26 protein-coding genes are annotated in these 22,165 nt (G+C 63.4%); 3 read left to right on the plus strand and 23 right to left on the minus strand.

Annotation, left to right across the window (positions count from 1 at the left end; genetic code table 11):
* Positions 1-58: 58 nt before the first annotated feature.
* The 7 genes from ACKTS9_RS08415 to ACKTS9_RS08445 all read right to left on the minus strand — a co-directional run bounded on the left by ACKTS9_RS08415 (position 59) and on the right by ACKTS9_RS08445 (position 7,096).
* Positions 59-1,321 (minus strand): S41 family peptidase, encoded by a 1,263-nt coding sequence (locus ACKTS9_RS08415; protein ID WP_407880135.1) that lies wholly within the window; start codon positions 1,319-1,321, stop codon positions 59-61.
* Positions 1,322-1,343: 22 nt separating this feature from the next.
* Positions 1,344-2,516, minus strand: a complete 1,173-nt coding sequence (locus tag ACKTS9_RS08420) for a murein hydrolase activator EnvC family protein (RefSeq protein WP_407880137.1) — start codon at positions 2,514-2,516, stop codon at positions 1,344-1,346.
* Positions 2,517-2,534: 18 nt separating this feature from the next.
* Positions 2,535-3,458, minus strand: coding sequence for a permease-like cell division protein FtsX (gene ftsX, locus ACKTS9_RS08425; RefSeq protein WP_407880139.1), 924 nt, complete (start codon positions 3,456-3,458; stop codon positions 2,535-2,537).
* A complete protein-coding gene (ftsE, locus tag ACKTS9_RS08430; RefSeq protein WP_349214222.1) occupies positions 3,455-4,156 on the minus strand; it encodes a cell division ATP-binding protein FtsE in 702 nt (233 codons plus the stop codon). Before ftsE ends, ftsX begins: the two co-directional genes overlap by 4 nt.
* Positions 4,157-4,277: 121 nt before the next feature.
* Positions 4,278-5,363 carry a PucR family transcriptional regulator gene (locus tag ACKTS9_RS08435; protein WP_407880142.1) on the minus strand — a complete coding sequence of 362 codons (1,086 nt, stop codon included), beginning with the start codon at positions 5,361-5,363 and terminating at the stop codon, positions 4,278-4,280.
* Between the two features lie 222 nt (positions 5,364-5,585).
* On the minus strand, positions 5,586-6,332 hold the full coding sequence (locus tag ACKTS9_RS08440; RefSeq protein WP_349214229.1) for a pseudouridine synthase: 747 nt from the start codon (positions 6,330-6,332) through the stop codon (positions 5,586-5,588).
* Positions 6,333-6,469: 137 nt separating this feature from the next.
* Positions 6,470-7,096, minus strand: coding sequence for a DUF4830 domain-containing protein (locus ACKTS9_RS08445; protein WP_407880145.1), 627 nt, complete (start codon positions 7,094-7,096; stop codon positions 6,470-6,472).
* A 517-nt stretch (positions 7,097-7,613) separates the two neighbouring features.
* On the opposite strand from ACKTS9_RS08445, the gene ACKTS9_RS08450 reads away from it, so the two are divergent.
* Both ACKTS9_RS08450 and ACKTS9_RS08455 read left to right on the plus strand, forming a co-directional pair.
* Positions 7,614-7,817 carry a hypothetical protein gene (locus ACKTS9_RS08450; protein ID WP_407880147.1) on the plus strand — a complete coding sequence of 68 codons (204 nt, stop codon included), beginning with the start codon at positions 7,614-7,616 and terminating at the stop codon, positions 7,815-7,817.
* Complete coding sequence (locus ACKTS9_RS08455; RefSeq protein WP_349216890.1) at positions 7,814-8,578, plus strand: type III pantothenate kinase; 765 nt, start codon at positions 7,814-7,816, stop codon at positions 8,576-8,578. Before ACKTS9_RS08450 ends, ACKTS9_RS08455 begins: the two co-directional genes overlap by 4 nt.
* Positions 8,579-9,037: 459 nt before the next feature.
* Here the strand turns inward: ACKTS9_RS08455 and ACKTS9_RS08460 are convergent, their stop codons facing one another.
* The 7 genes from ACKTS9_RS08460 to ACKTS9_RS08490 all read right to left on the minus strand — a co-directional run bounded on the left by ACKTS9_RS08460 (position 9,038) and on the right by ACKTS9_RS08490 (position 13,907).
* Positions 9,038-9,298, minus strand: a complete 261-nt coding sequence (locus ACKTS9_RS08460) for a hypothetical protein (RefSeq protein WP_349216891.1) — start codon at positions 9,296-9,298, stop codon at positions 9,038-9,040.
* 97 nt (positions 9,299-9,395) lie between these two features.
* Positions 9,396-10,301 carry a TPM domain-containing protein gene (locus ACKTS9_RS08465; protein WP_407880150.1) on the minus strand — a complete coding sequence of 302 codons (906 nt, stop codon included), beginning with the start codon at positions 10,299-10,301 and terminating at the stop codon, positions 9,396-9,398.
* A complete protein-coding gene (locus ACKTS9_RS08470) occupies positions 10,298-10,831 on the minus strand; it encodes a hypothetical protein (RefSeq protein ID WP_407880152.1) in 534 nt (177 codons plus the stop codon). The genes ACKTS9_RS08465 and ACKTS9_RS08470 overlap by 4 nt, the downstream gene beginning before the upstream one ends.
* Positions 10,828-11,979: a toxic anion resistance protein gene (locus ACKTS9_RS08475; protein ID WP_349216894.1), complete on the minus strand. Its 1,152-nt coding sequence runs from the start codon at positions 11,977-11,979 to the stop codon at positions 10,828-10,830. Before ACKTS9_RS08475 ends, ACKTS9_RS08470 begins: the two co-directional genes overlap by 4 nt.
* A 19-nt stretch (positions 11,980-11,998) precedes the next feature.
* Positions 11,999-12,646, minus strand: coding sequence for a 5-bromo-4-chloroindolyl phosphate hydrolysis family protein (locus ACKTS9_RS08480; RefSeq protein WP_407880154.1), 648 nt, complete (start codon positions 12,644-12,646; stop codon positions 11,999-12,001).
* A gap of 114 nt (positions 12,647-12,760) precedes the next feature.
* Positions 12,761-13,309, minus strand: a complete 549-nt coding sequence (locus ACKTS9_RS08485) for an HdeD family acid-resistance protein (protein WP_349216896.1) — start codon at positions 13,307-13,309, stop codon at positions 12,761-12,763.
* Position 13,310: 1 nt separating this feature from the next.
* Complete coding sequence (locus ACKTS9_RS08490; RefSeq protein WP_349216897.1) at positions 13,311-13,907, minus strand: hypothetical protein; 597 nt, start codon at positions 13,905-13,907, stop codon at positions 13,311-13,313.
* Positions 13,908-14,045: 138 nt separating this feature from the next.
* On the opposite strand from ACKTS9_RS08490, the gene ACKTS9_RS08495 reads away from it, so the two are divergent.
* Positions 14,046-14,714, plus strand: coding sequence for an MBL fold metallo-hydrolase (locus tag ACKTS9_RS08495; RefSeq protein WP_407880157.1), 669 nt, complete (start codon positions 14,046-14,048; stop codon positions 14,712-14,714).
* 63 nt (positions 14,715-14,777) lie between these two features.
* On the opposite strand, the gene ACKTS9_RS08500 is transcribed toward ACKTS9_RS08495, so the two are convergent.
* From ACKTS9_RS08500 to ACKTS9_RS08540, 9 genes are all read right to left on the minus strand, one after another.
* Complete coding sequence (locus ACKTS9_RS08500; RefSeq protein ID WP_407880159.1) at positions 14,778-16,025, minus strand: glycoside hydrolase family 10 protein; 1,248 nt, start codon at positions 16,023-16,025, stop codon at positions 14,778-14,780.
* Between the two features lie 44 nt (positions 16,026-16,069).
* Entirely contained in the window at positions 16,070-16,555 is a 486-nt protein-coding gene (locus tag ACKTS9_RS08505; protein ID WP_349216900.1) for a hypothetical protein, read from the minus strand.
* A gap of 15 nt (positions 16,556-16,570) precedes the next feature.
* Positions 16,571-17,722, minus strand: coding sequence for an MFS transporter (locus tag ACKTS9_RS08510; protein ID WP_349216902.1), 1,152 nt, complete (start codon positions 17,720-17,722; stop codon positions 16,571-16,573).
* 193 nt (positions 17,723-17,915) lie between these two features.
* On the minus strand, positions 17,916-18,077 hold the full coding sequence (locus ACKTS9_RS08515) for a hypothetical protein (RefSeq protein WP_349216903.1): 162 nt from the start codon (positions 18,075-18,077) through the stop codon (positions 17,916-17,918).
* The gene (locus ACKTS9_RS08520; protein ID WP_349216904.1) at positions 18,067-18,978 is read right to left on the minus strand and encodes a zinc dependent phospholipase C family protein; all 912 of its coding nucleotides are present in this window, start codon (positions 18,976-18,978) and stop codon (positions 18,067-18,069) included. The genes ACKTS9_RS08515 and ACKTS9_RS08520 overlap by 11 nt, the downstream gene beginning before the upstream one ends.
* A 4-nt stretch (positions 18,979-18,982) precedes the next feature.
* Entirely contained in the window at positions 18,983-20,302 is a 1,320-nt protein-coding gene (locus tag ACKTS9_RS08525; protein ID WP_349216905.1) for an MFS transporter, read from the minus strand.
* Positions 20,303-20,392: 90 nt separating this feature from the next.
* Positions 20,393-21,142 carry a hypothetical protein gene (locus tag ACKTS9_RS08530; RefSeq protein ID WP_407880163.1) on the minus strand — a complete coding sequence of 250 codons (750 nt, stop codon included), beginning with the start codon at positions 21,140-21,142 and terminating at the stop codon, positions 20,393-20,395.
* The gene (locus ACKTS9_RS08535) at positions 21,139-21,699 is read right to left on the minus strand and encodes a hypothetical protein (RefSeq protein ID WP_349216907.1); all 561 of its coding nucleotides are present in this window, start codon (positions 21,697-21,699) and stop codon (positions 21,139-21,141) included. The genes ACKTS9_RS08530 and ACKTS9_RS08535 overlap by 4 nt, the downstream gene beginning before the upstream one ends.
* Positions 21,700-21,712: 13 nt before the next feature.
* Positions 21,713-22,165 carry a zf-HC2 domain-containing protein gene (locus tag ACKTS9_RS08540; RefSeq protein WP_407880165.1) on the minus strand — a complete coding sequence of 151 codons (453 nt, stop codon included), beginning with the start codon at positions 22,163-22,165 and terminating at the stop codon, positions 21,713-21,715.

Genomic DNA, 22,165 nt, shown 5'->3' on the forward strand with positions numbered 1-22,165 from the left:
GGGTTCCTTTCCTGAAAACGCGCCGCCCGAAGGGGGCGGCGCGCTGTGAATGTGTTCGTTACGCGGCAGGCGTGCTGGCGGAAGACGCCGCAGCCCCGCTTTGAGCCGACTGGCTGGAGACCATGGCGGTCACTGCCTCGAAGGCTTTGCTGATCTGGGGGTCTGTCTCCACGGTGAGAGAGTAGAAGTTGGCCTCTTCGTCGGCCTTCAGGGCGATCTCCACATCGGGGGTGATGCCGGTGCCGTCAAAGCTGTTGCCCTCTTTGTCCAGCAGGATGCCCACGGTGTAGCTGATGGCCGACCCGTCGGACAGGGTGACGGGCGTGCACTGAATGGTGCCCTTGCCCGCCGTCTGGGTGCCCACGACCTTGCCCTTGCCGAACTCACGCAGGGACACGGCGAACAGTTCGCCGGTATAGGAGGTGCTGCCGTTGACCAGCACGGCCATGGGCAGGTCTACCTCTTTGCTGTCGGAAGTATCCAGCACGGTGACGGTGCCGTCCTTGTTCTGCTGGCTGGCGATGGGGCCCACCGGGCACAGCAGGTCGATGACGTCCATGACGTCGTCCAGCTCGCCGCCGGAAGTGTTGCGCACGTCAAACACCAGCGCCTGCAGCTGCGTGGACGCCTGCATGGTCTCGATGGCGGTCTGCACCTCGCTGGCGGTGTTGCTGTTGAACTGATCGATCTGAATGTAGCCGGTGGTCTTGCCCTCGGGCACCGTATAGGTGATGGTGGGCATGTCGTAGGTGCGGCGCTGGACCTCGATGGTCTGCTCTTCACCGGAGGGATTGAGCACCGTCAGGGTGACGGTGGTGCCCTCTTCGCCCCGCAGAAGGCTGTTGATCTGGGTCAGGGACAGGCGCTTGACGTCGCTGTCGCCGATTTTGGTGATGAACCAGTTTTTGGCCACGCCGGCCTGGGCCGCGGGGCTGCCGTCATAGCAGCGGATGACCCGGGCGTAGCCGCTGGTGTCCAGCACCACGTCCACACCCACGCCGATGACCTGGCCGTTCTGGATGCCCTGCAGCTCCAGATACTGCTTGGCGGTGTAGTAGGTGGCGTTTTTGTCGCCGATGCCCGCGATGTAGCCCGCGCACAGATAGTCGTACAGGGAATCGTTGTTGATCTCGCCGTAATAGTTGGCGCGCACGTTTTTATCGATCTCGGCCACTTTGTTGTACATGACCTCTTTGGCGCGCACGTTGCTGACCGTGCGGTCAAACAGGTTCATGCTGAGCAGCATGGTGATGACGAAGGTCACCGTCATGGCGATGATGGCGATGGCCAGCGCCAGGTTGACTGTGATTTTTTTGTTCATTGTTTCGTTCCTTTCGTGTTCATCAGCTGCTGAGGTAGGGCCACGCGCTGACGGGCGTGCCGTTGACGTTGACCTCGAAATGCAGATGGTTGCCCGTGGAGTTGCCGGTGCTGCCCACGTAGCCGATCAGCTGGCCTTTGGTGACGAACACGCCGTCGGTGATGCCCGCAGCCCGGGCGGACATGTGCCCGTAGATGGTGACCAGGCTGGGAGAATGGCTGATTTTCACGCAGGTGCCGTAGCTCCAGTGCGCTTTGGTGGACACCACGCCGTCCGCCGCCGCGTAGATGGGGGTGCCGGCCGGAGCGGGCACGTCCATGCCCCGGTGCACGTCCTTCACGCCGTAGATGTAGCGCACGGTGCCGAAGTCCGACGAAAGCGTGGTATAGCCCGGAATGGGCCAGGCAAACTGGCCGGTGCCGTCACCCAGCACGTAGCTGTTGCCCGTGTTGGAGCCTGCCCAGGCGGCCCACTCCTGCTGGGCGGCCTTGTACTCCTGCTGTTTCTGCTTGTACTCTTCCGACTGGGCGTCCAGGGCCGCCTCTTCCGCGCTGATGGCGGCGTCGGCCTGCTGCACGCTTTGCTGGTACTGCTGCATGGAGGCGTTCAGCTGCTCGTTCTGGGTGTTCAGATCGGACAGCAGCGTCTCCACCTCGGCCTTCTGGGCCTCCAGCTCGGCCTGCTCGTTTTTCAGGTTCTGGATGATCCGGGTGTCGTTGGTGCTGATGGCCTGCAGGTTCTCGCCAAAGCGCAGCATCTCCGAAAAATCGTCGATGCCCAGCAGAATGCTCAGGTTGCTCTGGCGGCTCATCTCGTACATGGCCACCAGGCGGTCCTCAAAGTCCGCTTTGGACTGCTCCACTTCCAGGATCTTGTTGCCCAGCTCCTCCTGCTTGGCCTTCAAAGTGGCCTCGGTGTCGGCGATCTGGGCGCTGAGGGCCTCGATCTGGGCTTTCAGGGTGTTGCTCTGCTGCTGATAATACTGCTTGAGCTCCTGCTGTTTGGAGATGTCATCCTTGGTATCTTCGATTTTATCTTCCAGCTGCTGCAATTCCTGCTGAATGCGGTCGAGTTTCTCCTTGGGGGTCTCTTCGTCCGCGTAGGCGGTGTAGGCCAGCGGACCCAACACACTGGCCGCCATCAGAACGGTGAGAAGGATGCACACCGCGCGCACGATCCATTTTCGCTTTTCCATGGCTCTCCTTTGCTGTGCTCAGACTTTCAGATGTTTGCGGATACTGGTGGCGCAGCCGGTGCTGCCGATGGCCATGCCGAACAGGACAAACAGCCCTGCCATGGGCAGCATGACGGTTTTAAAGGGCAGCATGCAGCGGGTGAACTCCGACAGCCAGGAGGCTTCGGGCTGGGCCAGCGCCTTCAAAAGGCCCAGGTAGCCGCCGCCCACCAGCACCGAGGCCACCAGCCCGGCGATGGCACCCACGGTCATGCCCTCCACAAAGAAGGGAAGGCGGATGAACCCGTTGGTGGCGCCTACGAATTTCATGATATTGATCTCCTTGCGGCGGGCGAACACCGTCAGCCGGATGGTGTTGTTGATGACCACGATGCTGATGACGCCCAGCACGATGACCAGGCCCCAGCCCACGGCCCCCACCACCCGCTGCAGGTTCACCAGCGTGGTGCCCAGCTCGGTGGGCGACTGCACGCTGGACACCGAAGCGCCCAGCAGGGTCTGGATCTGGCTGACGGTATCGGACAGATACGCCAGGTCCTTCACGGTGACGCGGAAGGAGGCGGGCAGCGGATTGGCGGGGTTGCCCTCGCCCTCGTAATCCTTCAGCACGCCGGCGTCATCGCCTAAGTACACTTTCATCTCCTCCACCGCCTGGCTTTTGGAGATGTACAGACATTCGGCCACGTTGTCCATGGCGGCGATCTGGGTCTGCAGCTGGGCGGCCGCGTCGGCGGTGGTCTCGTCCGTGAGGAAGAACTCCACCTCGTTCTGCTCGCTGAGGCCGCTGACAAAGCTGTTGACGTTCAAGCTCAGCAGCAGCGCCACGCCGGTGATGAACAGGCACGCGGACAGCACGCCCACGCTGGCCAGCGTCATGAGCCGGTTGGCCACCATGCTGTGCCAGCCCTGCCGCACAAGGTATTTAAAGCTGGACCATCTCATACGCGCATCCTCCTTGCCTGGCGCAGGCTGTCGTCAATGACCTCGCCGTGATCGATGGTGATGATGCGCTTGTTGAACCGCAAAGCCAGGTCCCGCTCGTGGGTGACCACCACCACGGTGGTGCCCACGCTGTTGATGGCCTGCAGAAGCTCCATGATCTCCACGCTCAATTCCGGGTCGATGTTGCCGGTGGGCTCGTCCGCGATGATGATGGGCGGCGAGTGCACCAGTGCACGGGCCAGGGCGATGCGCTGCTGTTCACCGCCGGACAATTCCTGCGGCAAAGCGTGGGCCTTGTCCGCCAGGCCCACCAGGTTCAGCACATACGGAACGCGGCGCTTGATCTGCCGCTCGGAAATATTGGTCACGCGCATGGCGAAGGCCACGTTTTCATAGGCCGTCATAGTGGGGATGAGGCGGAAGTCCTGGAACACCACGCCCAGGCCCCGGCGCAGATAGGGGATCTCCCGGGGCTTGATGGCGGACAGGTCCCGCCCGTTGACGATGACGCGGCCCTCGGTGGCTGCCTCTTCCCGCAAAATCAGCTTCAGAAAGGTGCTCTTGCCCGCGCCGGAATGACCCAGCACGAACACGAACTCGCCCTTGCGGATGTGCAGGTTCACGTTGTGCAGCGCCACGATCTCGGGGTTTTTGCCCGTGGCCTCGTATACTTTTTTCACATTCTCAAAACGGATCATCGCAAGATTCCCATCCTTTTCGGTTCAATCTACATACCAGCGAACGCGCGCCGATATTGCACCCGATGAACAAAAATGGCCGCTGCGGCAAAAAAATGTTTCTGGCCGCAGCGGTGACTTTTTAATATTTCGCCGGGTTCGCGCTCAGGTATTTCTTCACCATCAAAGCAACTTTGAACACGATGGCGTCGTCAAACTCCCGCAGATCCAGGCCCGTGAGCTTTTTGATCTTCTCCAGGCGGTACACCAGCGTGTTGCGGTGCACAAACAGGCCGCGGCTGGTTTCGGACACGTTCAGGTTGTTTTCAAAGAAGCGCTGAATGGTAAACAGCGTCTCTGCGTCCAGGCTTTCGATGCTGCCCTGCTTGAACACTTCCTTCAGGAACATCTCGCACAGGGTGGTGGGCAGCTGATAGATCAGACGCGCGATTCCCAGGTTGTCGTAACTGACGATGGAGCGCTCGGTGTCGAACACCTTGCCCACTTCCATGGCGATCTGAGCCTCTTTAAAGCTGGTGGCCAGATCCTTCACGTTGGCGATGGGCGTGCCGATGCCCACCACCGCTTTGATGTAGTGCTCGCCGTTCAGCGTGTCCACAATGCTGGAGGCCAGCTTTTCCAGGTCCCGCTGGTCGATGCCGCGCTTGATCTCCTTGACCAGCACGGTGTCGTTTTCGCTGATGTTGAACACAAAGTCCTTCTGCTTGTCCGGGAACAGGCTGGACACCACGTCGTAAGCGGAGATGTCGGCCCCGCTGGTCACGCGGATCAGAAGCACCACGCGGGACACGTCCGTGGCGAAGTGCAGCTCCCGCGCCTTGGCGTAAATGTCGCCGGGCAGGATGTTGTCCAGCACCACGTTCTTGATGAAGTTGGCCTTGTCGAACTTCTCGTCGTGATACTGCTTGATGTTCTGCAGGCTGATGGCCAGCACCGCCGCATACCGCGCGGCGGACTCGTCCGTGCCCTCTACCATCACTGCGTAGTCGTTGCGCTTGTTGGAGCTGAACAGATGATAGGTGTATCCGTCCCGCACAAAGGTGTCGCCGGCGGTCAGCCGGTCGGCGGCAATGCCGTCCCGCACCTCACCAATGCGGTTCAAGTCCGTGCAGGAGATGATGGTACCTGTTTCGTCCACCACGCCGACCATCCGGTCGATCGCATCCTTCATCTGATAAACCACGCCCTGAAAAACCCTGTTCGCCATAAAACCCTTTTCCCTTCTTTTATGATGATGTGGTCCGTTGTTGCCCGGTTCACCCCGGCGGACGCTGGTTCCGGCCAAATGGTGAAAATAAACAATTAGGTGCCGCTATGCTCTCTATTTTACACAATGTTTCTGACTTTTGCAACATATTTAAACAAAATAAGCCGGGGTTTATTGTGTAAATTGGGAAAATGAGTTTGAAAAACAGTTTTCCCTTTTATCTTAACGGGCAGTTGTGTTGGTTTTTTGAAAAGTCTGTAAACGTCCTGCCGTGATTTTTTCCACTTCTTCGGCGGTCAGCTCCCGCCAGCCGCCCGGGCCCAGGCGCTCGTCCAGCCACAGCTGGCCGATGGCCACCCGCCGCAGCTCGCGCACCCCGGCGCCGTACACGCCGAACATCCGCTTGATCTGATGATACACGCCCTGATGCAGCACCACCACCGCGCTGCAGGGGCCGTTTTCCCCGGGCAGCACCTGGGCCGGAAGCATGGTCTGCCCATCCGCCAGGGTCACGCCGTTGGCAAAGCCCTCCACCATTTCGGCGGTCAGCGGGGTGTCCAGCTCCACCTGGTAGGTTTTGGGCACATGGCGCCGGGGCGCCAGGATGTCGTGGGCGAAGGCGCCGTCGTCGGTCAGCAGCACAAAGCCGGTGCTGGTCTTGTCCAGCCGGCCCGCCGGGAACAGCTGTCGGCGGGGATAGGCGTCCCGCACCAGGTCCACCACGGTTACGTCCCGCCCGTCCTCGGAGGCGCTGACCACCCCTTTGGGTTTGTCCAGCATCAGGTACACATACCGCCCGGCATACGCCAGCGGCCGGCCCTCCCACGTCACGGCCGCCGTTTCGGCCACGTCCGTCTCGGCCCGGGTGCACACCGTGCCCTCCACGGTCACCGCCCCCGCGCGGATGCCTTTGCGCGCCTCGCTGCGGGTGATCTGGGCCGCCTGGGCCACGAATTTATCCAGACGCATCTGTTTGTCCTCCACCTTGTTTTTTTCAAGTATAGCACAAACGCCGCCGGGAACAAAAGAGAAAGCTTCTGCCAGCACCAAGGCGAAAAGGCGCCGGCCTTTGTGCGCGGCGCCTTTTCGGCTGCATCGGTTCCGTTTTACTCTGTGGGATAGGCATCCTCCGGAATGGCCTGGGTCTCGGTGACTTCCTCCGGGGCCGCCTGGGTCTCGGCGGCCGCCACGGAAGAGGCGAAGTTCGCGTTGGCAGTGATCTCCTCCTCGGTCAGCGCCGCGCTGGCCGCCGCTTTGGGCGTCAGGGGCAGCACCTCGCCCGAGGGTTTCTGCAGAAGATACGCGCCCCGGGGCTCGTTCTGGTACACCAGCACCACGGCGTAGGTGGTCAGTTCCTCGGTGCTCTGGGCGGGCACGGGTACCACCCATTTGTCCACCTCTTTGTTCTTGCATTTGGTCAGTTCAAAACCGCTTTGCTTGACCACGTCGTGGAAAGCCTGAAAACTCTCGTCCCACTTGCGGGGGATCTTCACGGCGGTCACCTCGGCGCTGGTGGGGTCCACCTCCAGCCCGTAACCGGCCAGAAAGGTCTGCAGGTCCTGCGCACCGGTGATCTGCTGGGCCATGGACGGCTGCGCCGCGGCCACATCCACCGCATCTCCGTCCTGCCAGATCTTCCCTACACCGATCGCCACTGCCGCCAGCGCCGCGCCGCACACGCACACCGCGGCCAGCTTTTTCAGCCCGCCTTTTCGTAACGTACAAACAAACATGCCACTGTTCCCTCCTTGCAGATTCATCAGGCGGGCACGCCGCCCGGTTCTACTGCATTTGTATGAGGCTGGCGACCGGTTTATCCCTCTTTTTTCAAACGGCCGGATGTGGTAAAATAAAGGGCAAACGGAAGGGGGCGGCCCTTTGAGGGAGATTTTCTGCTTTGAAACCTCCGGGACGGATGTTTTTCTTTCCGGACACAGCAGAAAACGGCCGCTTGTCCCCCTTTTTCCCATCCGTGGGAAACCGCTCCGCGCCTTGCGGCGCGATTACGAAACCTGCGGTGCGTGACTCTTTTGCCGGCAAAAGAGTCACCAGAACGGTGCCCTCGCCCGCCTAAATCGCGGCGGGCGAGAGCCGGGGTGGCGAAGCCACGAAGGGCCTGTCACGGCCCTTCGACCGGCCTGCTCGGTTTGCGTAAGCAAACGCTCGCCCTCGTTGTGGGCGGGCGAGAGCCGGGGTTTCGAGCGGGGACCCGTCACGGCGTGAGCCGGGATGGGGCGAGAAATGCGGACCATGGATGGTCCGCAACCGGCCTGCTCGATTTGCGCAAGCAAACGCCCGTCCTGCTTTTGGCGGGCGAGAGCCGGGGTTTCGAGCGGGGACATCGCGGTACCGAAACTGAAAAACAAGCCGGCGGACTGGGAAGACCTGTGCCGGCAGCTGATGGAATGGGCCGGCGCGCGGCTGGCCCGACCGGAAAAGGAGCGAGGGATATGATTCTTGCCGTAGACATTGGCAACACCAACATTGTACTGGGAGGATATCAGAACGAGGCGCTGGTGTTCTCCACCCGGCTGGCCACCGACAAGACGCTGGAGGCCGACCAGTACGCGCTGCAGCTGGAGGGCATTCTGCGGCTGTACCATCTGCGCCCCGATGACGTGGAGGACGCGGTGCTGTCCAGCGTGGTGCCGCCCATGACCGACACGCTGTGCCGGGCGCTGGGCACGCTGTGCGGCGTAAAGCCGCTGGTTCTGCACCAGAGCCTGCGCACGGGTGTGACCGTGGACATTGAGAACCCCGCCGAACTGGGGGACGACCTGCTGGCCGGCGCCATTGCGGCACGGGCGGTCTGGCCGCTGCCCGCCGTGGTGCTGGACCTGGGCACCGCCACCAAGATGACCGCGGTGGACGAAACCGGCGCGGTGCGGGGCGTGAGCATCATGCCCGGCGTGCTGCTGAGTTTGAACGCCCTGGTCAGCGGAGCCAGCCAGCTGGGCGGGCTGGCCCTGTGCCCGCCGGCCCACGCCATCGGGCGGACCACCGTGGAGAGCATGCAGAGCGGCATTGTGCTGGGCACCGCCAGCATGCTGGACGGCATGCTGGACCGGTTCGAAGCCGAACTGGGCTGCATCCGCACGGTACTGGCCACCGGCGGCATTGCCGGCATGATCGTGCCCCACTGCAAACGGGACGTGACGCTGGCGCCCAACCTGCTTCTGGACGGGCTGTACCATGTGTGGAAGTGCAACCGCTGACAGCGCCTGCAAAAGACAAAACAAACCGGGACCTTTTGACAGCAAAAGGTCCCGGTTTTTGTTTTGAGGGCGAGAAACGCGGCCCCCGGATGGTCCGCAACCGGCCCGGTTCGCGCAAGCAAACGCCCGCCGCGATTTTGGCGGGCGAGGGCCGGGGTTTCGAGCGGGGACCCGTCACGGCGTGAGCCGGGATGGGGCGAGAAATGCGGACCATAGATGGTCCGCAACCGGCTGGCCCGGTTTGCGCAAGCAAACGCCCGCCGCGATTTTGGCGGGCGAGGGCCGGGATGGCGAAGCCACGAAGGGCCTGTCACGGCCCTTCGACCGGCCTGCCCGGTTTGCGTAAGCAAACGCCCGCCCTTGTTGTGGGCGGGCGAGGGCCGGGATGACACAGCTTTTTCAATGGTTCTGAGAAAAAAGGCGTACGGCCGTTTGTCCCCTTTTTTATCTGCGCTCTTTTCACCAGCCGGATAGCAGGCCGGAGGGGTCGCTGCGGCGGGTCACCGTCCACCGGCTTCGGCACAGCCGGGACTGTTCGTCGTACTGCGTCCGGCAGACCCGCCAGCCCGCCTGCGTCCGCTCCAGCGTCAACATCGTGCTCCCCTGCCCCGGCACATGCCGCTGGATCTGCATTTTGGGCGGAAACGGCTCTGTTTCCGGCTGCGCGGGCACGCACCCCAACAGGCACGCCGCCAGCAAAATCAACCACAATTTCTTCATGGGCGCTCTTCCTTTCCCGGCCATTTTACGCCGGGATTGTTTCCAACTTGCATCAAAAAAGGACGGCACAGCGAAAAAGCTGTGCCGTCCTGCATCATCAATGGCCGCGGCCTGCACCGCCGCCCCGGAAGCCGCCGCCTCCGCCGCCGCGAAAACCGCCGCCGCTGCGGAAACTGCCGCCTCCGCCCATGCGGAAGCTGCCGCCGCCCGGACGGGGCGGACGCCGCACGGAGCCACCCAGCATGGAACCGCCCCAGGGCCCCGGAGGAGGCGGAGGCGGGCCGGGCCGCCGGTAAATGTGACGGTGCGGAACATAGGGCCGGCCGTAGCGGGGATACCGCCCCACGCGCACCGGCCGCAGCAGCGAGAGCACCATCAGCACCAGCACCAGCGCGCCCAGCGGCAGCACCAGCGCCGCCAGACCCAGGCCGAACAGACCCGAGGATGCCGGCTGCTCATAGCCTGCGCCCGGCGCCACGTTGGCCGCCGGGTTCGACGGGTCCAGCCCATAGATGGCGCAGACCTGCCGGTACAATGTATCAAAGGTTTTCTGCACGCCTGCGTCGTAATCGCCGGCGGCAAAGTCCGGCTCCAGGTCTTCCTGCAGAATGCGGCTGAGGGTCATGGTGGACAGCGAATCCTCCAGCCCGGAGCCCTGAATGCACTGATAATCCTGCTCGCCGATGGACAAAAGCAGCAGCACGCCGTTGTTTTCCGACGAAGAGCCGATGCCCCACTCATTGCCCAGCTGATAGGCGTACTCCGCGGTGCCCAGGCCCTCGGTATCGTTGACCGTGACCACCACGATCTGTGCGCCGCAGGCTGCGTACAGCCCGTCGTTCTGTTCCACGATCTGGCGCTCGGTGGCTTCGTCCAGCACGCCGGCGCTGTCGTTGACATAAAAATCCGCGGTGGGGCTGAGCAGTGCCAGCGCGGGTGCGCAGAAGGCCGCTGCCAGCACCGCGGTGGCCGCCAGCGCGGCCAGGCGCTTTTTCAGCTTCATGCCGTCATCTCCTCGGTGTGGGCGCCCGCCAGATCCGCCAGAAGCTGCGCCGGAAAGCCCGACAGCTTTTGGGCGGCGGTGCGCGCCAGCTCGTTGTATTCCGGTACCGCATGGGACAAGATCGCAGTGCGGCTGGTGAACTCCGACCAGGCCATCTGCGCCGGGCTGCCCTGGCCGTCCCGCTCGTCGGCGGGCATGGCGTTGTACAGCAGCTCCACCGCCGTTTTCAGCGAAAGGCCCGCGGCGTAGCGGGCCGCCGGGTCATCGGCGGCGGCACAGCTTTCGTCCAGCGCCGCCTGGGCGGACTGGAGCAGGCTGTCGTCCACGTTGCCTTCGGCCAGCGCCAGCAGCGAACCGGCCGCTGCCTCCCGGGCGGCAAAGTCCGCGGACATGCTGGTGCGGTAGTAGTCGGCGGGCGCCTGGGCCACGGCGCGCACCTTGGCGCACCCGATGCCCAGCACCCCCACCAGGATCGCGCAGCACAGCGCCGTCACGCCCAGGGCGCGGTTTTCGGAAAGTCTGTGTTTCATTGAGCCATCTCCAAAAGTTTGGCCTTCAATTCGCCCTCAATGCGGCCCAGCTCCGTCTCGGCGGCGGCGCGTTTGGCGCGGCCTTCGGTCTGGATCTTCACCACTTCGTCCAGGGTTTCGATCAGGCTCTGGTTGGTCTGTTTCAGCGTCTCCAGATCCACGATGCCGCGCTCGGACTCCTTGGCGGCCTCGATGGTGCCCTGCTTCAGGGCGGCGGCGTTCTTGCGCAGCAGCTCGTTGGTCATATCCGTGACCGCGCGCTGGGCCTCGATGGCCTGCTGCGAGTGGGCCAGGCCCAGGCTGAGGACCATCTGGCTCTTCCACAGGGGAATGGTGTTCACGATGGAGGTCTGGATCTTCTCCGCCATCATGGTGTCGTTGGACTGGATCAGGCGGATCTGGGGCGACATCTGCACGGAGACGCTGCGGGTCAGCTGCAGATCGTACAGCTTCTTTTCAAAGCGCGTGCACAGATCCTCCAGGTCCTTGGCGGCCTGGGCGTCCTCGGGCAGGCCCGAAGCCTTGGCCTTTTCCACCAGCTTGGGCAGCTGGTTTTCCCGCACGTCGGCCAGCTTTTTCTTGCCGGCCACAATGTACATGGTCAGCTCTTTGTAATAGACCATGTTCATCTCGTACATCTTGTCCAGCATGGCGATGTCCTTGAGCAGCTGGACCTGATGGTCCTGCAGCATGCCCTCGATGCGCTCCACGTTGGTCTCGGCCTTGGCGTAGCGGGTCTTCAGCTCCTCGATCTGATTGCCGGCCTTTTTGAAAAAACCCAGAATGCCCTTGGGCTGTTCGGCGGTGGCGTCAAAGCCTTTCAGCTCCGTGACAAGGCCCGTGATCATGTCGCCCACTTCGCCCAGGTCCTTGGTGCGGATGCTGTTGAGGGCCGTTTCGGAAAAATCCGCCACTTTCTTCTGGCTGGCGGCGCCGTACTGCAGCACCTGCGTGGAATTGGAAAGGTCGATCTTCTGGGAAAACTCCTCCACCTGACGGCGCTCTTCCTCGGAGAGGCTCTCCTCGTCCAGCACCACAGGCTCCACCTTTTCCTCAGCGGCCTTCTGGTCGGCCGGGGTGGCGGGCTGGGCGTCCAGCGTCAGGGTGGGGGCGGGCATTTCCAGCGTGAGTTCGGGTTTCTGTTCCATGGTTGTTCATCCTTTCGTTTTACAGGGTCAGTTGGGGGCCGTCGGTCAGGCCGTCGCTTTTTGCCATGGCCTCCAGCACTTCCAAATCCGTGGAGACATCCAGCACCTGCCCGGCGAACAGGCTGTCCAGCTGGGCTTCAAAGGCGCGGGCGATGGTGCCGGCGTTCTGCTCCACCTGGGCGGCCAGGGCCCGGGCGTTCTCGCCGTCGGCGCCGGCGGCTTCCAAATCCGCGTAAGCGGTGAGCACCTTTACGGCGGTGGGCAGGTAATAGGCCAGAAAGCGCCGGGCGCTGCGGGCTTTCTCCGGCTCGGCGGACAGCTTTTCCAGAATGGCCGCACCCGCGTTTTCCATGCGCAGAATGGCCGCGCTGAGCGCCGCGTCGGGGATGCGCTCATTCAGCGTATGCAGCTGATCCAGCCGGGCCTGGGCCTGGGCCAGAAGCTCGTCCAGGTCCTGGCTGCCGGTTTGGTACGGCTGCTCCACCAGCACCGTGCGGGGCGGGATCTTTTTGTCGGCGACCCAATACACCCCGGCGGCCAGCACCCCCGCCAGGACGATGGCCCACCACTGATAGATGGGCAGCAGCGCCGACGCTGCCAGAAAGGCCCCGGCCGCCAGGTACAGCGGCACCGCGGACCGGATCTTCTGTTCCACCATGCGTGGCATGGGCATCTCTCCTCTCTTGGGTTCATCATAGCATGGCCGGCGGGCCAAATCAAGGAAAAGGGCGATGCACGACAAAAAAACGCAAAAGGCCCCGCCGAAGCGGGGCCCGCAGGCTCAGAAGTCGTCTCTGTCGTGGAAGGCGCGGTCAAAGTACAGCGCGGACACAATGACCGACACACCGATGATGAGGAAGAACACCCCCACCAGCTGCGCCCACAGGGTCATGGTTTTTACCGGGCGCACCAGCATGAACACCGCCAGCACCAGTTTCAGGCCCGCGTCCAGCGCCACGCTGCCCCAGGGCAGACCCGCCCGGCGCAGGCGCACCAGCGCCCGGATGCGAAACCCGGCGCTGACCAGGGCCCACAACCCCAGCACCAGGCCCATGAACACCATGGACACGTCCCGGTTCAGCAGCAGCACCAGGCCCACGGCCAGGGCCGCCGCCCCCTGCAGCAGCGGAGGGCCGCCCCCGTCGCCCGCGGCGCGCATGGCCAGGCGGTAGGCGATCTCGGCGGTGCCCAGCACCAGCACGGCCAGCCCGATGAGAATGGGCAGAAGTCGCACCAGCGCCGCCGGCCACAGCAGCGAGGCCAGGCCCAGCACACACAACAGCGCCCCCGCGCCCACGGGCAGCCATTTCATCCGCTTCCAGTCGCTCATATTATTCCTCGTTCAGATCCAAATCCTCGCTGTCCGTCTCGCTGACGATGCCCGTGATGTTGAACGTGGCCGACAGCTTGTACTGATACACGTCGCTGTAGGTGAAGGCCACCCGGTAGGGGACCCCCGGCTCCAGACCGGTGAAGGTGTAGGTCTGGGTGGTGCCGTCCGCCGTCCAGTGGACGGTGCTGACGTACTGGGTGGTCTCGTCGCCCTGCTTCCACAGGGAGAAGGTGGCGTCCTTCCACTGGGTGTCCACACCGTCGGTGAACAGCTCGCCGCTGACCGTTACGGTGATGGAACCGTTGGTGGTGAAGTAGCCTGTGGTCTTGTAGTTGGACGTGGCGTTTTTAAAGGCGCCCGCCAGCGTATCGCCGCTGAGCTGCGTCACAAACGCGCTGTTTTCCTCGGGCATGGAAAGACCTTCCGGCAGGGTGATGGAACCGCCCGCCTCGGCCTGAAGAAGGTCCGTCTCGGCAATGCTGTCGTCTTCTTCCGCAGGGGCCGCCTCGCTGGAGCAGGCGGTCAGCGACAGGCACGCAGCCAGCGCGCACACTGCGCACACAAATGCCAAAATACGTTTCTTACTGGTTTTCATCCAAATATTTCCTCCGGTCTTTGACTTTTTAGCAAAAACTCGCTACAATGGTGATTGTACACATGTAGGCTGAAACGATATCATGCCTATTATACTACATTTTAAAAAATATACAAACAAAAAATAAGGAGCTGTTTTATGGACCCCCTTCAACTTGTGCGTTTTGTGAAGCACGGCTGTGTCTGTTTTGAAAAAGACGATGTAGTGATCTATGTGGACCCGTACGGGCTGGAAGACCGCCCCCAGGACGCGGACCTCGTCATCATCACCCACAGCCATGGCGACCACTATTCGCCGCAAGACATCGCCCGCGTGAAAAAAGAGGACACCTGCTTTGCCACCACCGCCGAGGTGAGCCGGCTTCTGCAGTCGGACTTTGAGATCGACCCCGATTACATCACCACCGTGACCAGCCTGTCCCCCACTGTGGTGTTTGAGTGCGGCGCCATGGTCACGCCTCTGGTGGCGGAGAACAAACACCACCCCGAAGGGTTCGGCTTCGGCCTGCTGCTGGAGTTCGGCGGCGTGCGGTGGTATCTGTCCGGCGACACCGACGTGCTGGACGACGACATCCGCTGCGACGTGCTGTTCGTTTGCTGCGACGGCGTGTGGAACATGCCCGGGTTCGAGCAGACCGTGCCCGACCAGATCGCGCAGATGAGCCGCGCGCCGGGTCTGGTGATCCCGTATCACTACGACGAGGCCGAAAACCCCGGCACCGGCAAAAACGGCGCCAAGCTGTGCGAAGCGCTGCGCGCCCGGGGCATCCGCTGCAAAGAGTGGAACGGCTCCAAATTTGTGGGCTGACGGCCCCTTTCAACAGACCAAACAAGCGACCCCCGTTCCGCGGAACGGGGGCCTTTTTTTGATTTACACGCCGTTGGCCTGGCGCAGTGCCGCGCACTCCGCGGCCGCCAGGTCCGGCCAGGCACTGTTGGCAAACAGGCTGGCGTACCGGTACAGGCTGTAGCCGTACCCGTTCTTCGCCAGTGACCGGGCCATGTCCGCCAGATTGCGGCCGCTGGTCCACTCCCCGCTGGGCGCGGACGAGCCGTCGCCGTCCCCGATGCGGTAGGCCCCCAGCCCGAAGTACAGCGACACCCCTTCCGCCCGGGGCATGGCCGCCCACTGGTTGACGATGTTGGCAAAGGCGTACTGGTCCGACCCGCTTTGCAGCCGGTAGTCAAACCCCCAATACACCTGGGGCATCACGTAATCCACATACCCCGGCGTGGACATCCACAGGCCCACGTCACTATACTGCGTGTTATGATTATTATCATTATTCCCCTGAGGACTAATTCCGAACCGCAGCGTGCGGCCCGTGTCCTGAGCGGCGGTGTGCACGGTCTGGTACACCTGCTGCACCAGGCGGTTCACATTGTCCCGCCGCCAGTCCTCCAGCGAGAGGGTGGTGCCGGAGGCCTGGAACTCGGCCAGGTCGAAACTTTCCTCGGTGGTGGGATAAAAATAGTCGTCAAACTGAACCCCGTCCACCTGGTAATTGCGCACCACCTCGTCCACGCCGGCGCAGATGTAATCCATCACGTCCTGACGGGAAGGGTCCAGATACAGCCCGCCCGCGGCCTCTTTCACCCATTCGGGATGGGTGGCGGTCAGGCCCGACTGAGCCAGGGCCGGGGGCATCTGGTCGTTGAGCGACACCCGGTAGGGGTTGAACCACGCCTCGATGGACAGGTCCCGGGCATGGGCTTCGGATACAAAAATGGCCAGGGGGTCAAAGTCCGGCGCCTGCCCCTGCACGCCGGTGACCAGATGGCTCCAGGGGAACAGGGTGCTGGGATAGATGGCGTCCGCAAAGGGGCGCACCTGCACAATGACGGTGTTCAGGCCAAGACCTTTACAGTTGTCCAGCAGCGCGCCCACGGACGCGGTGAAGGCGTCGGACGAAGAGGTGTCCAGCAAAGGCCATTCCAGATAGCTGATCCACACGGCCCGGTAATCGGCCGGGGCCACGGATTCGTCGGCGGTGGCGCGCCAGTTTTCGGGCACGCCGGTGAAGTCCGGCCGGGAGCTGTCAGACCCGGCGGGCGCAGCGCACCCGGCCAGCACCGCGCAGCACACGGCGGCACACAAAAGCGATTTCAAAAAGCGCAAAACATTCCCTCCTTGTCCCTATTTCTATGCGGGGGGAAGAAGGGTTATGCGGCGTTGTCCCGCTGGTCGCAGTACAGCAGATAGGCCAGCACCAGCTGCACGGCGGCAAACACCACGGCCAGGCAGGCTTTCAGGGCCGCGGGCAGGGCCACAAAGCTGAACACCAGCTGCACGCCCCCGGCCAGGAAGGTCAGGAACACCATGGTGTGCAGCGGCTCGCCCTTTTTCCAGTAGGGCGCGGCAAAGCAGGGCCAGGCCAGCGCGCCGCCCAGTTTGGCGGGCACGCCGCCCATCAGGGAAAACACCACCAGCGCCGCCGCCAGCAGGCTGAGGCGGCCGGTCAGGCTTTTCACCCCGGCGCAGGCGCCGGTCATGAGCATCATGGCGCCGGCCAGAAACGAGGCGATGTTGAACAGCAGCGCCGCGTAGATGCCCGCCAGGTACAGCGCGCCGCCCGCCAGGTTCAGCACCGAGGCCAGCACGCCCAAGGCGTAGTAGGTTTTCTGGGTCACATTCAAACGAGGATTCATGGGTCGATTCTCCTTTTATTGGGTGGATTGGGCGCGAAAGCCCGCTTCGAACAGCACCGCACCGGCACAGCACAGGCCCGCGCAGCAGGCCAGCACCAGCGACAGGGACACGTCGGCGGCCCGGGACATGCCGGCGTTCACCGCGCCGGACACCAGCCCCGACACCATGGAATAGCCCGACAGCATCACGCTGGGCGGGCCCCAGCGCAAAGCGCAGGCGTTCTGGCGGGACAGCTCCCAGGGGCGGTAGACTCCGGCGGCCAGCTGCAGCGCCAGCAGGAACACGGTGCACAGCACCGGGCCGGGCCCCAGCGCCAGGCCCGCGCAGCACACGGCGGCGGTGCCAAAGCACATCCGGCCCAGACGGCGGGGCCCCAGCAGGCCGGTGACCCGGTGGGAGCCGCCGGCGCACAGGCCCGCGGCGGTGAGCGCCAGATAGGCGACGGTGAGGGCGCCGGGCCCGAAGCCCCGGTCCGCCCAGAGAAGCTGGCTTAAAAACACGGTGGAAAACTGGCACACCTCGGCCAGCAGCGCCCCGGCCACCAGAAACAGCGCGAACCGGGGTGCGGCCCGCAGCTGCGCGGCCAGCGCCGCCAGCTGGGCGCGGGCGCTTTGCCGGGGCGGCGCGGGCAGAGCGGGCAGCGCCAGTGCCGCCAGCGCGGCCAGCCCGTAGCTGACGGCGGTCAAAAGCGCGGCCAGACGGTAGTTCTGGCCCAAAAACAGTGCGAACACCACGCTGGCTGCCAGCAGCCCGGCGATGCCCGCGGCCTCGTAAAAGCCCAGGGCCCGCTGGGATTGCCCGCCCGCGCACAGGCACACGCAGGCGCTGTCGCAGCCGGACAGGCCGGCCACCACCGCGGACAGCAGCAGGCGCTCGGCCAGAAAATCGCCGAAGGAGTCCGCCCGCCAGAACACCAGCTTGGAGACAAAGTACAGCCCGCAGCACACCAGCAGCGACGCCCGGTACCCCACCCGGGCCGTGAACAGGCCCCAGGGGATCTCCAGCGCCAGCACCACCAGCCAGGAGATGCTTTCGATGAGGGCGATCTGCCCCAGGCTGATGCCCGCCTGGGTGCGGTACAATGCGGCTACCGGCGCGTAGAACACCATGCCCTGCAAAAACGCCGTCAGGCACAGCGCCGCCACGCCCCGTTGAGAACGTTGCATAAAAAAATCATCCTTTCCAAAACGCAGATACAGCAAAGCACGGCCCCGCACCCGGCGGGACCGGACCAGGCGTCTTCCGGTTTTAGATGGGACGATGCACGGCGAAGCGCCCTCCTGATGAAACAGATTTCTTTCAGTATAACACAGCGCCCCCGGCAGGGCAAGCCGGGGGCGCGGATGTTCCTTTGCGTGTTTATTTCCGAACGTTTTCCAGGGCGGTGCCCAGCAGCAGACCCACGCACAGGCCCAGGGCCAGATTGTCCCAGGCCGTGCCCAGCGCTACCCCGAAACACAGGCCCAAGGCCAGCATGGAATGGGACCCGGCTTGTTTTTCGGGCGTTTTTTCAGGCTTCATGGGCGTCTTCCTCCGGGGCCGGCCGGCTCAGCAGGCCCGTGGTATAGCTGCGGTCCCCCAGCTTTTGGGCCAGCCGCTCCTTGCTGCCCAGGCCCTGCCAGTAGCCGCTGGCCTCCCGCAGATACTCGGCCGCCAGGTTCGCGGCCCGGTCGGCCAGCTGGGCCGGGTCTTCCTCCCGGTCCTGGTCGGTATAGGGGTCGTGCCAGCGGGCGGGAAAACCGTCCCGGGGGAGTTTGGCCGGGGTCATGTGCGAACGGCCCCAGCCGGGCTTGTGCAGCACCAGCGTTTCCGCCAGGGTGACCAGCGCGCGCCGGCCGCCCCGGGGCGAACAGAACAGCCCGTGCAGCCAGCGGAAGTCGTGAAAGGCATCGGCCAGCGCTTCCCGGGTGATGTCCTGCCCGTACACCTCCAGAATGCAGGCGTGCAGCAGCTCGGTGACTTCGGCCAGCTGGGCCGTGTACAGGGGCGGGGCCGCCGTGTCCGCCGGGACGGCGGGGCTGCCCTGATCGGTTTGATGGAACCAGCTGTCCATGGCCACTTCGCAGAAGCCGTGGCCGTAGGGCCGGGCGAACACGCCGCCCGGCGCGGTTTGCGCCGCCACGTAGGGATGCAGGGTGGCGTCGGCGGCGTAATGGGTGAGAAAGCCCATCACATAGCTGCGCTGGGCCGATGTGAAGGCCCGGAACACCAGACTGCGCAGAAAGGCGCCGCACTGCTCTTCGTGCATGCGGTCGCCCAGGCCCGCCAGGTCAAAGGGTTTGTGGCGGGAAAGCACCTTGTAGGCGAACAGAGGGTCCGGCCCCTGGGCGCCCATTTCAAAGGCGTTCTGGCTGGGCACCGGCTGGGCGGCGCGCTGCTGGGCCGCCCGGGCGATGCGGATATGCGTATATGCCTCGGGCATGGGATCAGTCCTTTTTCAGATATTTCGGCAGCACGAAAAAGTACGTGAAGCCGCCGATGAGGAAGACGATGAGAATGCTGAGCACGCCCCAGGGCGCGGCCTGTGCCTCCACGGCCTCGGCCGACAGGGCGGGATTGGCGCTGTGGATGACGTCGTACGCCAGCGAAGAGGTGATGCCCACCAGCGTGGGGCCGATGATGGCCGAGAACTTGCCGAAGATGTCGTAGAAGCCGAAGAACTCGCCGGTGCGCTTTTTGTCCGGAATGATCTTGCCGAACATGCTGCGGCTGAGGGCCTGAATGCCGCCCTGGCTGGTGGCCACCAGAATGGCCAGCACCCAGAAGTGCCATTCCTTGCTGATGAAGAAGGCAAACACCGTGATGAAGCAGTACACGCCGATGCCCACGCCCACCATGAACCGGGCGCCGAACTTGTCCGCCAGTTTGATGTACAGCAGGCAGAAGGGCAGGCCCAGCACCTGCACCAGCAGCAGCGCCAGCAGCATTTTGGTGGAGTCCAGCCCCAGGGTGTCGCCGTAGCTGGTGGACATGTGGATGACCGTGTTCACGCCGTCGATGTAGAAGAAATAGGCGATGAGGTACACGAACATGTTTTTATGGGCGTAGATCTCCCGGGCGGTGCCGGCCAGCTTTTTCAGGCTGCTGCGCACGGGGTGCGGGTCCTTTTCCTGATAGCTTTTCTGCTCCACGTTTTTCAATAGCGGCAGGCTGAACACAAACCACCACACGGCCGTCAGCCCGAAGGCGAAGGACATGGCGGACATCATGTCCACCCCGAAGGCACCCACCAGCAGCAAGAACAGCAGCAGCGGAATGGTGGACCCGCCGATGTAGCCCAGGCCGTAGCCCATGGTGGACACCTTGTCCATGCGCTCGGGGGTGGTGACGTCGTTCAAAAAGCTGTCGTAATACAAATTGGCCCCGGCAAAGCCGATGGTGCTGACGATGTACAGCACCAGGATGAGCATGGCCACCGTCTCCATGTGCTCGGGGGTGGACAGGTCCATCAGCGGCGTGAGCGCCAGAAACGCGCAGGAGGCCGCGCCCAGCAGCATAAACACAAAGAACAGTTTTTTGCGGTAGCCCTTAAAATCGCCGAATGCGCCCAGAATGGGTGCCAGCAGCGCCACGATGAGCATGGCCGCGCTGGTGGCAAAGCCCCACAGGCTCATGCCCCGCTCGGTGGCGATGGTGTTGAAGAAAATGGGCAGGATGGTGACCACGATCACCGAGTGGGCGCTGTTGGCCCAGTCGTACATCATCCAGCTTTTTTCTTCCTTGGAATACCCCTTCAAAATACCCACAAATGCACACCTCTTTTTCTCAAATACCGTTTTTAGTGTAGCATTCCGGGGCAAAAATCACAACCGCTTTTCCGGTTTTTTACAGGGGTTTTACCCGGCTTGTTCAAAATTTCCGCCGCTGACGTAAGGGGTCAGGTCGGTCTGCTGCCAGGCAAAGGGTGTGTCCAGATACAGATCGAAAAAGGTGCCCGCGCCGTTCCAGTGGATCTCCAGCGTCGGGGCCTCGACCGAGGTGTCCCGCAGTGCTTCCACCACCGGGGCGCAGGCCTCGGCAAAGGATGCCTCGTCGGCGTAATCGCCCAGCAGGGTCACATGTATATGGGCGTTGGAAACGACGTCAAAGCCGTCCCGCTGGATCTCGGCGGTGGTGGACCAATCGTCCGCGTACAGCCAGCAGCTCACGTCCAGCACGTTCTCCTGACCGCGCAGGCTGTCCAGCACCTGGTCGGTCCACTGGTCTTCCAGCTGGCGGACCGCCTTCTGACGGGCCGGGCCCACATACTCCAGCATCGGCGCGGCGGCGGTCCCGCACAGGGCGGCGATGATGAGAAACGCACACACAAACATGGACAGGACGTCGTATTTCAGCTTTGCCTGCCGGGCCGTACAGGCGGCGATGAGCACTTCCACGCCCAGGGCCACCAGCACCAGCGGCGACAGTTTGCACAGCAGCGAGAAGTCCAGGTCCGGGTTCAGCATGCCCGCGGTGATGGCGATGCCCGCCACCACCAGCACCAGACCCATGGTGGTGGTGCCCACCCGGCGCACGGGCCGGGGCGCGGGGGGTGCGGGGGGCGGCGTCTGTTCCACGGGGGCGCTGCACAGTTCCTGTTCGCTCATTGCTCCTCGCCTCCCTTAAAGGCGGTGTAGTCCTCGTCCGGGTTCTGCCGGGCCGGGCCGCCCTTCAGCAGGTACACGCCCAGCACCACCAGCAGCACGGCCACCACCAGCGTGGACAGGCTGTCCAGCAGCCACTGCAGCCAGGTCAGGTCGTAGGCGTACACGGCGTTCCACAAAGCCGGGCGCACAAAGTTGGCGTACAGCGCGTACACGCCCAGCACCACCAGTCCCCAGCCGATCAGCTTGTGGCGGCGGGACAGCAGGCGGCGGCCGTTTTCGCCCATGAGGCCGCTGACGTCAATGAGATAATCGTCGGGGTTCTGGGCGGCCTGCTCGGGGGTTTGGCTATGGATGTTGAAGGTGTCGAAGAAGGAATAGGCCCAGATGACGGGCAGCATCAGGCTCAGCAGGCCCATGCCCAGAAAGGCCGACAGGAAGATGACGAACATGAACATGCTCATCAGGGACAGGCCCCGCTTCATATACCCCTGGTACATCTGGCCCCCGCCGGGGATGAAGGCAAAGCAGAAGGTCCAAAATCCATTTTTACGATTCATAGCGATTCTCTCCTTATTGATGGAACAGGTCGGCAAAACCCTGGTTCAAGTGATAGGAAGCCGTGCGGAAGAAGGCGTTCACCCGTGCGGCGGCAGGCATTTCCACCTGCTGGGACTGGGACGCGGGCGGTTCGGGGTCCCGGGTGCGGATGGTGCTGATGTCCCGGAACAGACCCGTGCTCCAGAAGGTCACGGCCAGCACCACGGCGGCCGCCGCGGCGGCGTACCGGTTGAAGAACACGCGCACCACCCGGCGGCGGATGCGCTCCAGCACGCCCGGCGTCAGCGGATGTTCCGGCTCCAGCAGGACGTCGTCTTCCAGCAGCGCTGTGTAGCGCAAAAGGCAGCTGTCGCAGAAGCTCAGATGTTCGGCCACTTCCAGCCGCCCCATCTCGTCCAAAGTGCCTTCCAATGAGGCGTGCAGGGCTTCGTCGGTCAGATGCCCGTTTTCCAAAAACAGTTCCAT

Source organism: Owariibacterium komagatae, from assembly GCF_045865535.1.
GTDB classification, from domain to species: Bacteria; Bacillota; Clostridia; order Oscillospirales; family Ruminococcaceae; genus Ruthenibacterium; species Ruthenibacterium komagatae.

Excerpts from the sequence above, each read along its gene's own strand:
- ACKTS9_RS08465 (WP_407880150.1), bottom strand. The coding sequence starts at position 10,301 with ATGAAGCTGAAAAAGCGCCTGGCCGCGCTGGCGGCCACCGCGGTGCTG.
- ACKTS9_RS08440 (WP_349214229.1), bottom strand. The coding sequence starts at position 6,332 with ATGCGTCTGGATAAATTCGTGGCCCAGGCGGCCCAGATCACCCGCAGC.
- ACKTS9_RS08455 (WP_349216890.1), top strand. The coding sequence starts at position 7,814 with ATGATTCTTGCCGTAGACATTGGCAACACCAACATTGTACTGGGAGGA.
- ACKTS9_RS08460 (WP_349216891.1), bottom strand. The coding sequence starts at position 9,298 with ATGAAGAAATTGTGGTTGATTTTGCTGGCGGCGTGCCTGTTGGGGTGC.
- ACKTS9_RS08520 (WP_349216904.1), bottom strand. The coding sequence starts at position 18,978 with ATGCCCGAGGCATATACGCATATCCGCATCGCCCGGGCGGCCCAGCAG.
- ACKTS9_RS08490 (WP_349216897.1), bottom strand. The coding sequence starts at position 13,907 with ATGAAAACCAGTAAGAAACGTATTTTGGCATTTGTGTGCGCAGTGTGC.
- ACKTS9_RS08515 (WP_349216903.1), bottom strand. The coding sequence starts at position 18,077 with ATGAAGCCTGAAAAAACGCCCGAAAAACAAGCCGGGTCCCATTCCATG.
- ACKTS9_RS08485 (WP_349216896.1), bottom strand. The coding sequence starts at position 13,309 with ATGAGCGACTGGAAGCGGATGAAATGGCTGCCCGTGGGCGCGGGGGCG.
- ACKTS9_RS08530 (WP_407880163.1), bottom strand. The coding sequence starts at position 21,142 with ATGAGCGAACAGGAACTGTGCAGCGCCCCCGTGGAACAGACGCCGCCC.
- ACKTS9_RS08475 (WP_349216894.1), bottom strand. The coding sequence starts at position 11,979 with ATGGAACAGAAACCCGAACTCACGCTGGAAATGCCCGCCCCCACCCTG.
- ACKTS9_RS08470 (WP_407880152.1), bottom strand. The coding sequence starts at position 10,831 with ATGAAACACAGACTTTCCGAAAACCGCGCCCTGGGCGTGACGGCGCTG.
- ACKTS9_RS08480 (WP_407880154.1), bottom strand. The coding sequence starts at position 12,646 with ATGCCACGCATGGTGGAACAGAAGATCCGGTCCGCGGTGCCGCTGTAC.
- ACKTS9_RS08540 (WP_407880165.1), bottom strand. The coding sequence starts at position 22,165 with ATGGAACTGTTTTTGGAAAACGGGCATCTGACCGACGAAGCCCTGCAC.
- ACKTS9_RS08505 (WP_349216900.1), bottom strand. The coding sequence starts at position 16,555 with ATGAATCCTCGTTTGAATGTGACCCAGAAAACCTACTACGCCTTGGGC.
- ACKTS9_RS08420 (WP_407880137.1), bottom strand. The coding sequence starts at position 2,516 with ATGGAAAAGCGAAAATGGATCGTGCGCGCGGTGTGCATCCTTCTCACC.
- ACKTS9_RS08510 (WP_349216902.1), bottom strand. The coding sequence starts at position 17,722 with ATGCAACGTTCTCAACGGGGCGTGGCGGCGCTGTGCCTGACGGCGTTT.
- ftsX (WP_407880139.1), bottom strand. The coding sequence starts at position 3,458 with ATGAGATGGTCCAGCTTTAAATACCTTGTGCGGCAGGGCTGGCACAGC.
- ACKTS9_RS08535 (WP_349216907.1), bottom strand. The coding sequence starts at position 21,699 with ATGAATCGTAAAAATGGATTTTGGACCTTCTGCTTTGCCTTCATCCCC.
- ftsE (WP_349214222.1), bottom strand. The coding sequence starts at position 4,156 with ATGATCCGTTTTGAGAATGTGAAAAAAGTATACGAGGCCACGGGCAAA.
- ACKTS9_RS08435 (WP_407880142.1), bottom strand. The coding sequence starts at position 5,363 with ATGGCGAACAGGGTTTTTCAGGGCGTGGTTTATCAGATGAAGGATGCG.
- ACKTS9_RS08450 (WP_407880147.1), top strand. The coding sequence starts at position 7,614 with ATGGATGGTCCGCAACCGGCCTGCTCGATTTGCGCAAGCAAACGCCCG.
- ACKTS9_RS08445 (WP_407880145.1), bottom strand. The coding sequence starts at position 7,096 with ATGTTTGTTTGTACGTTACGAAAAGGCGGGCTGAAAAAGCTGGCCGCG.
- ACKTS9_RS08495 (WP_407880157.1), top strand. The coding sequence starts at position 14,046 with ATGGACCCCCTTCAACTTGTGCGTTTTGTGAAGCACGGCTGTGTCTGT.
- ACKTS9_RS08415 (WP_407880135.1), bottom strand. The coding sequence starts at position 1,321 with ATGAACAAAAAAATCACAGTCAACCTGGCGCTGGCCATCGCCATCATC.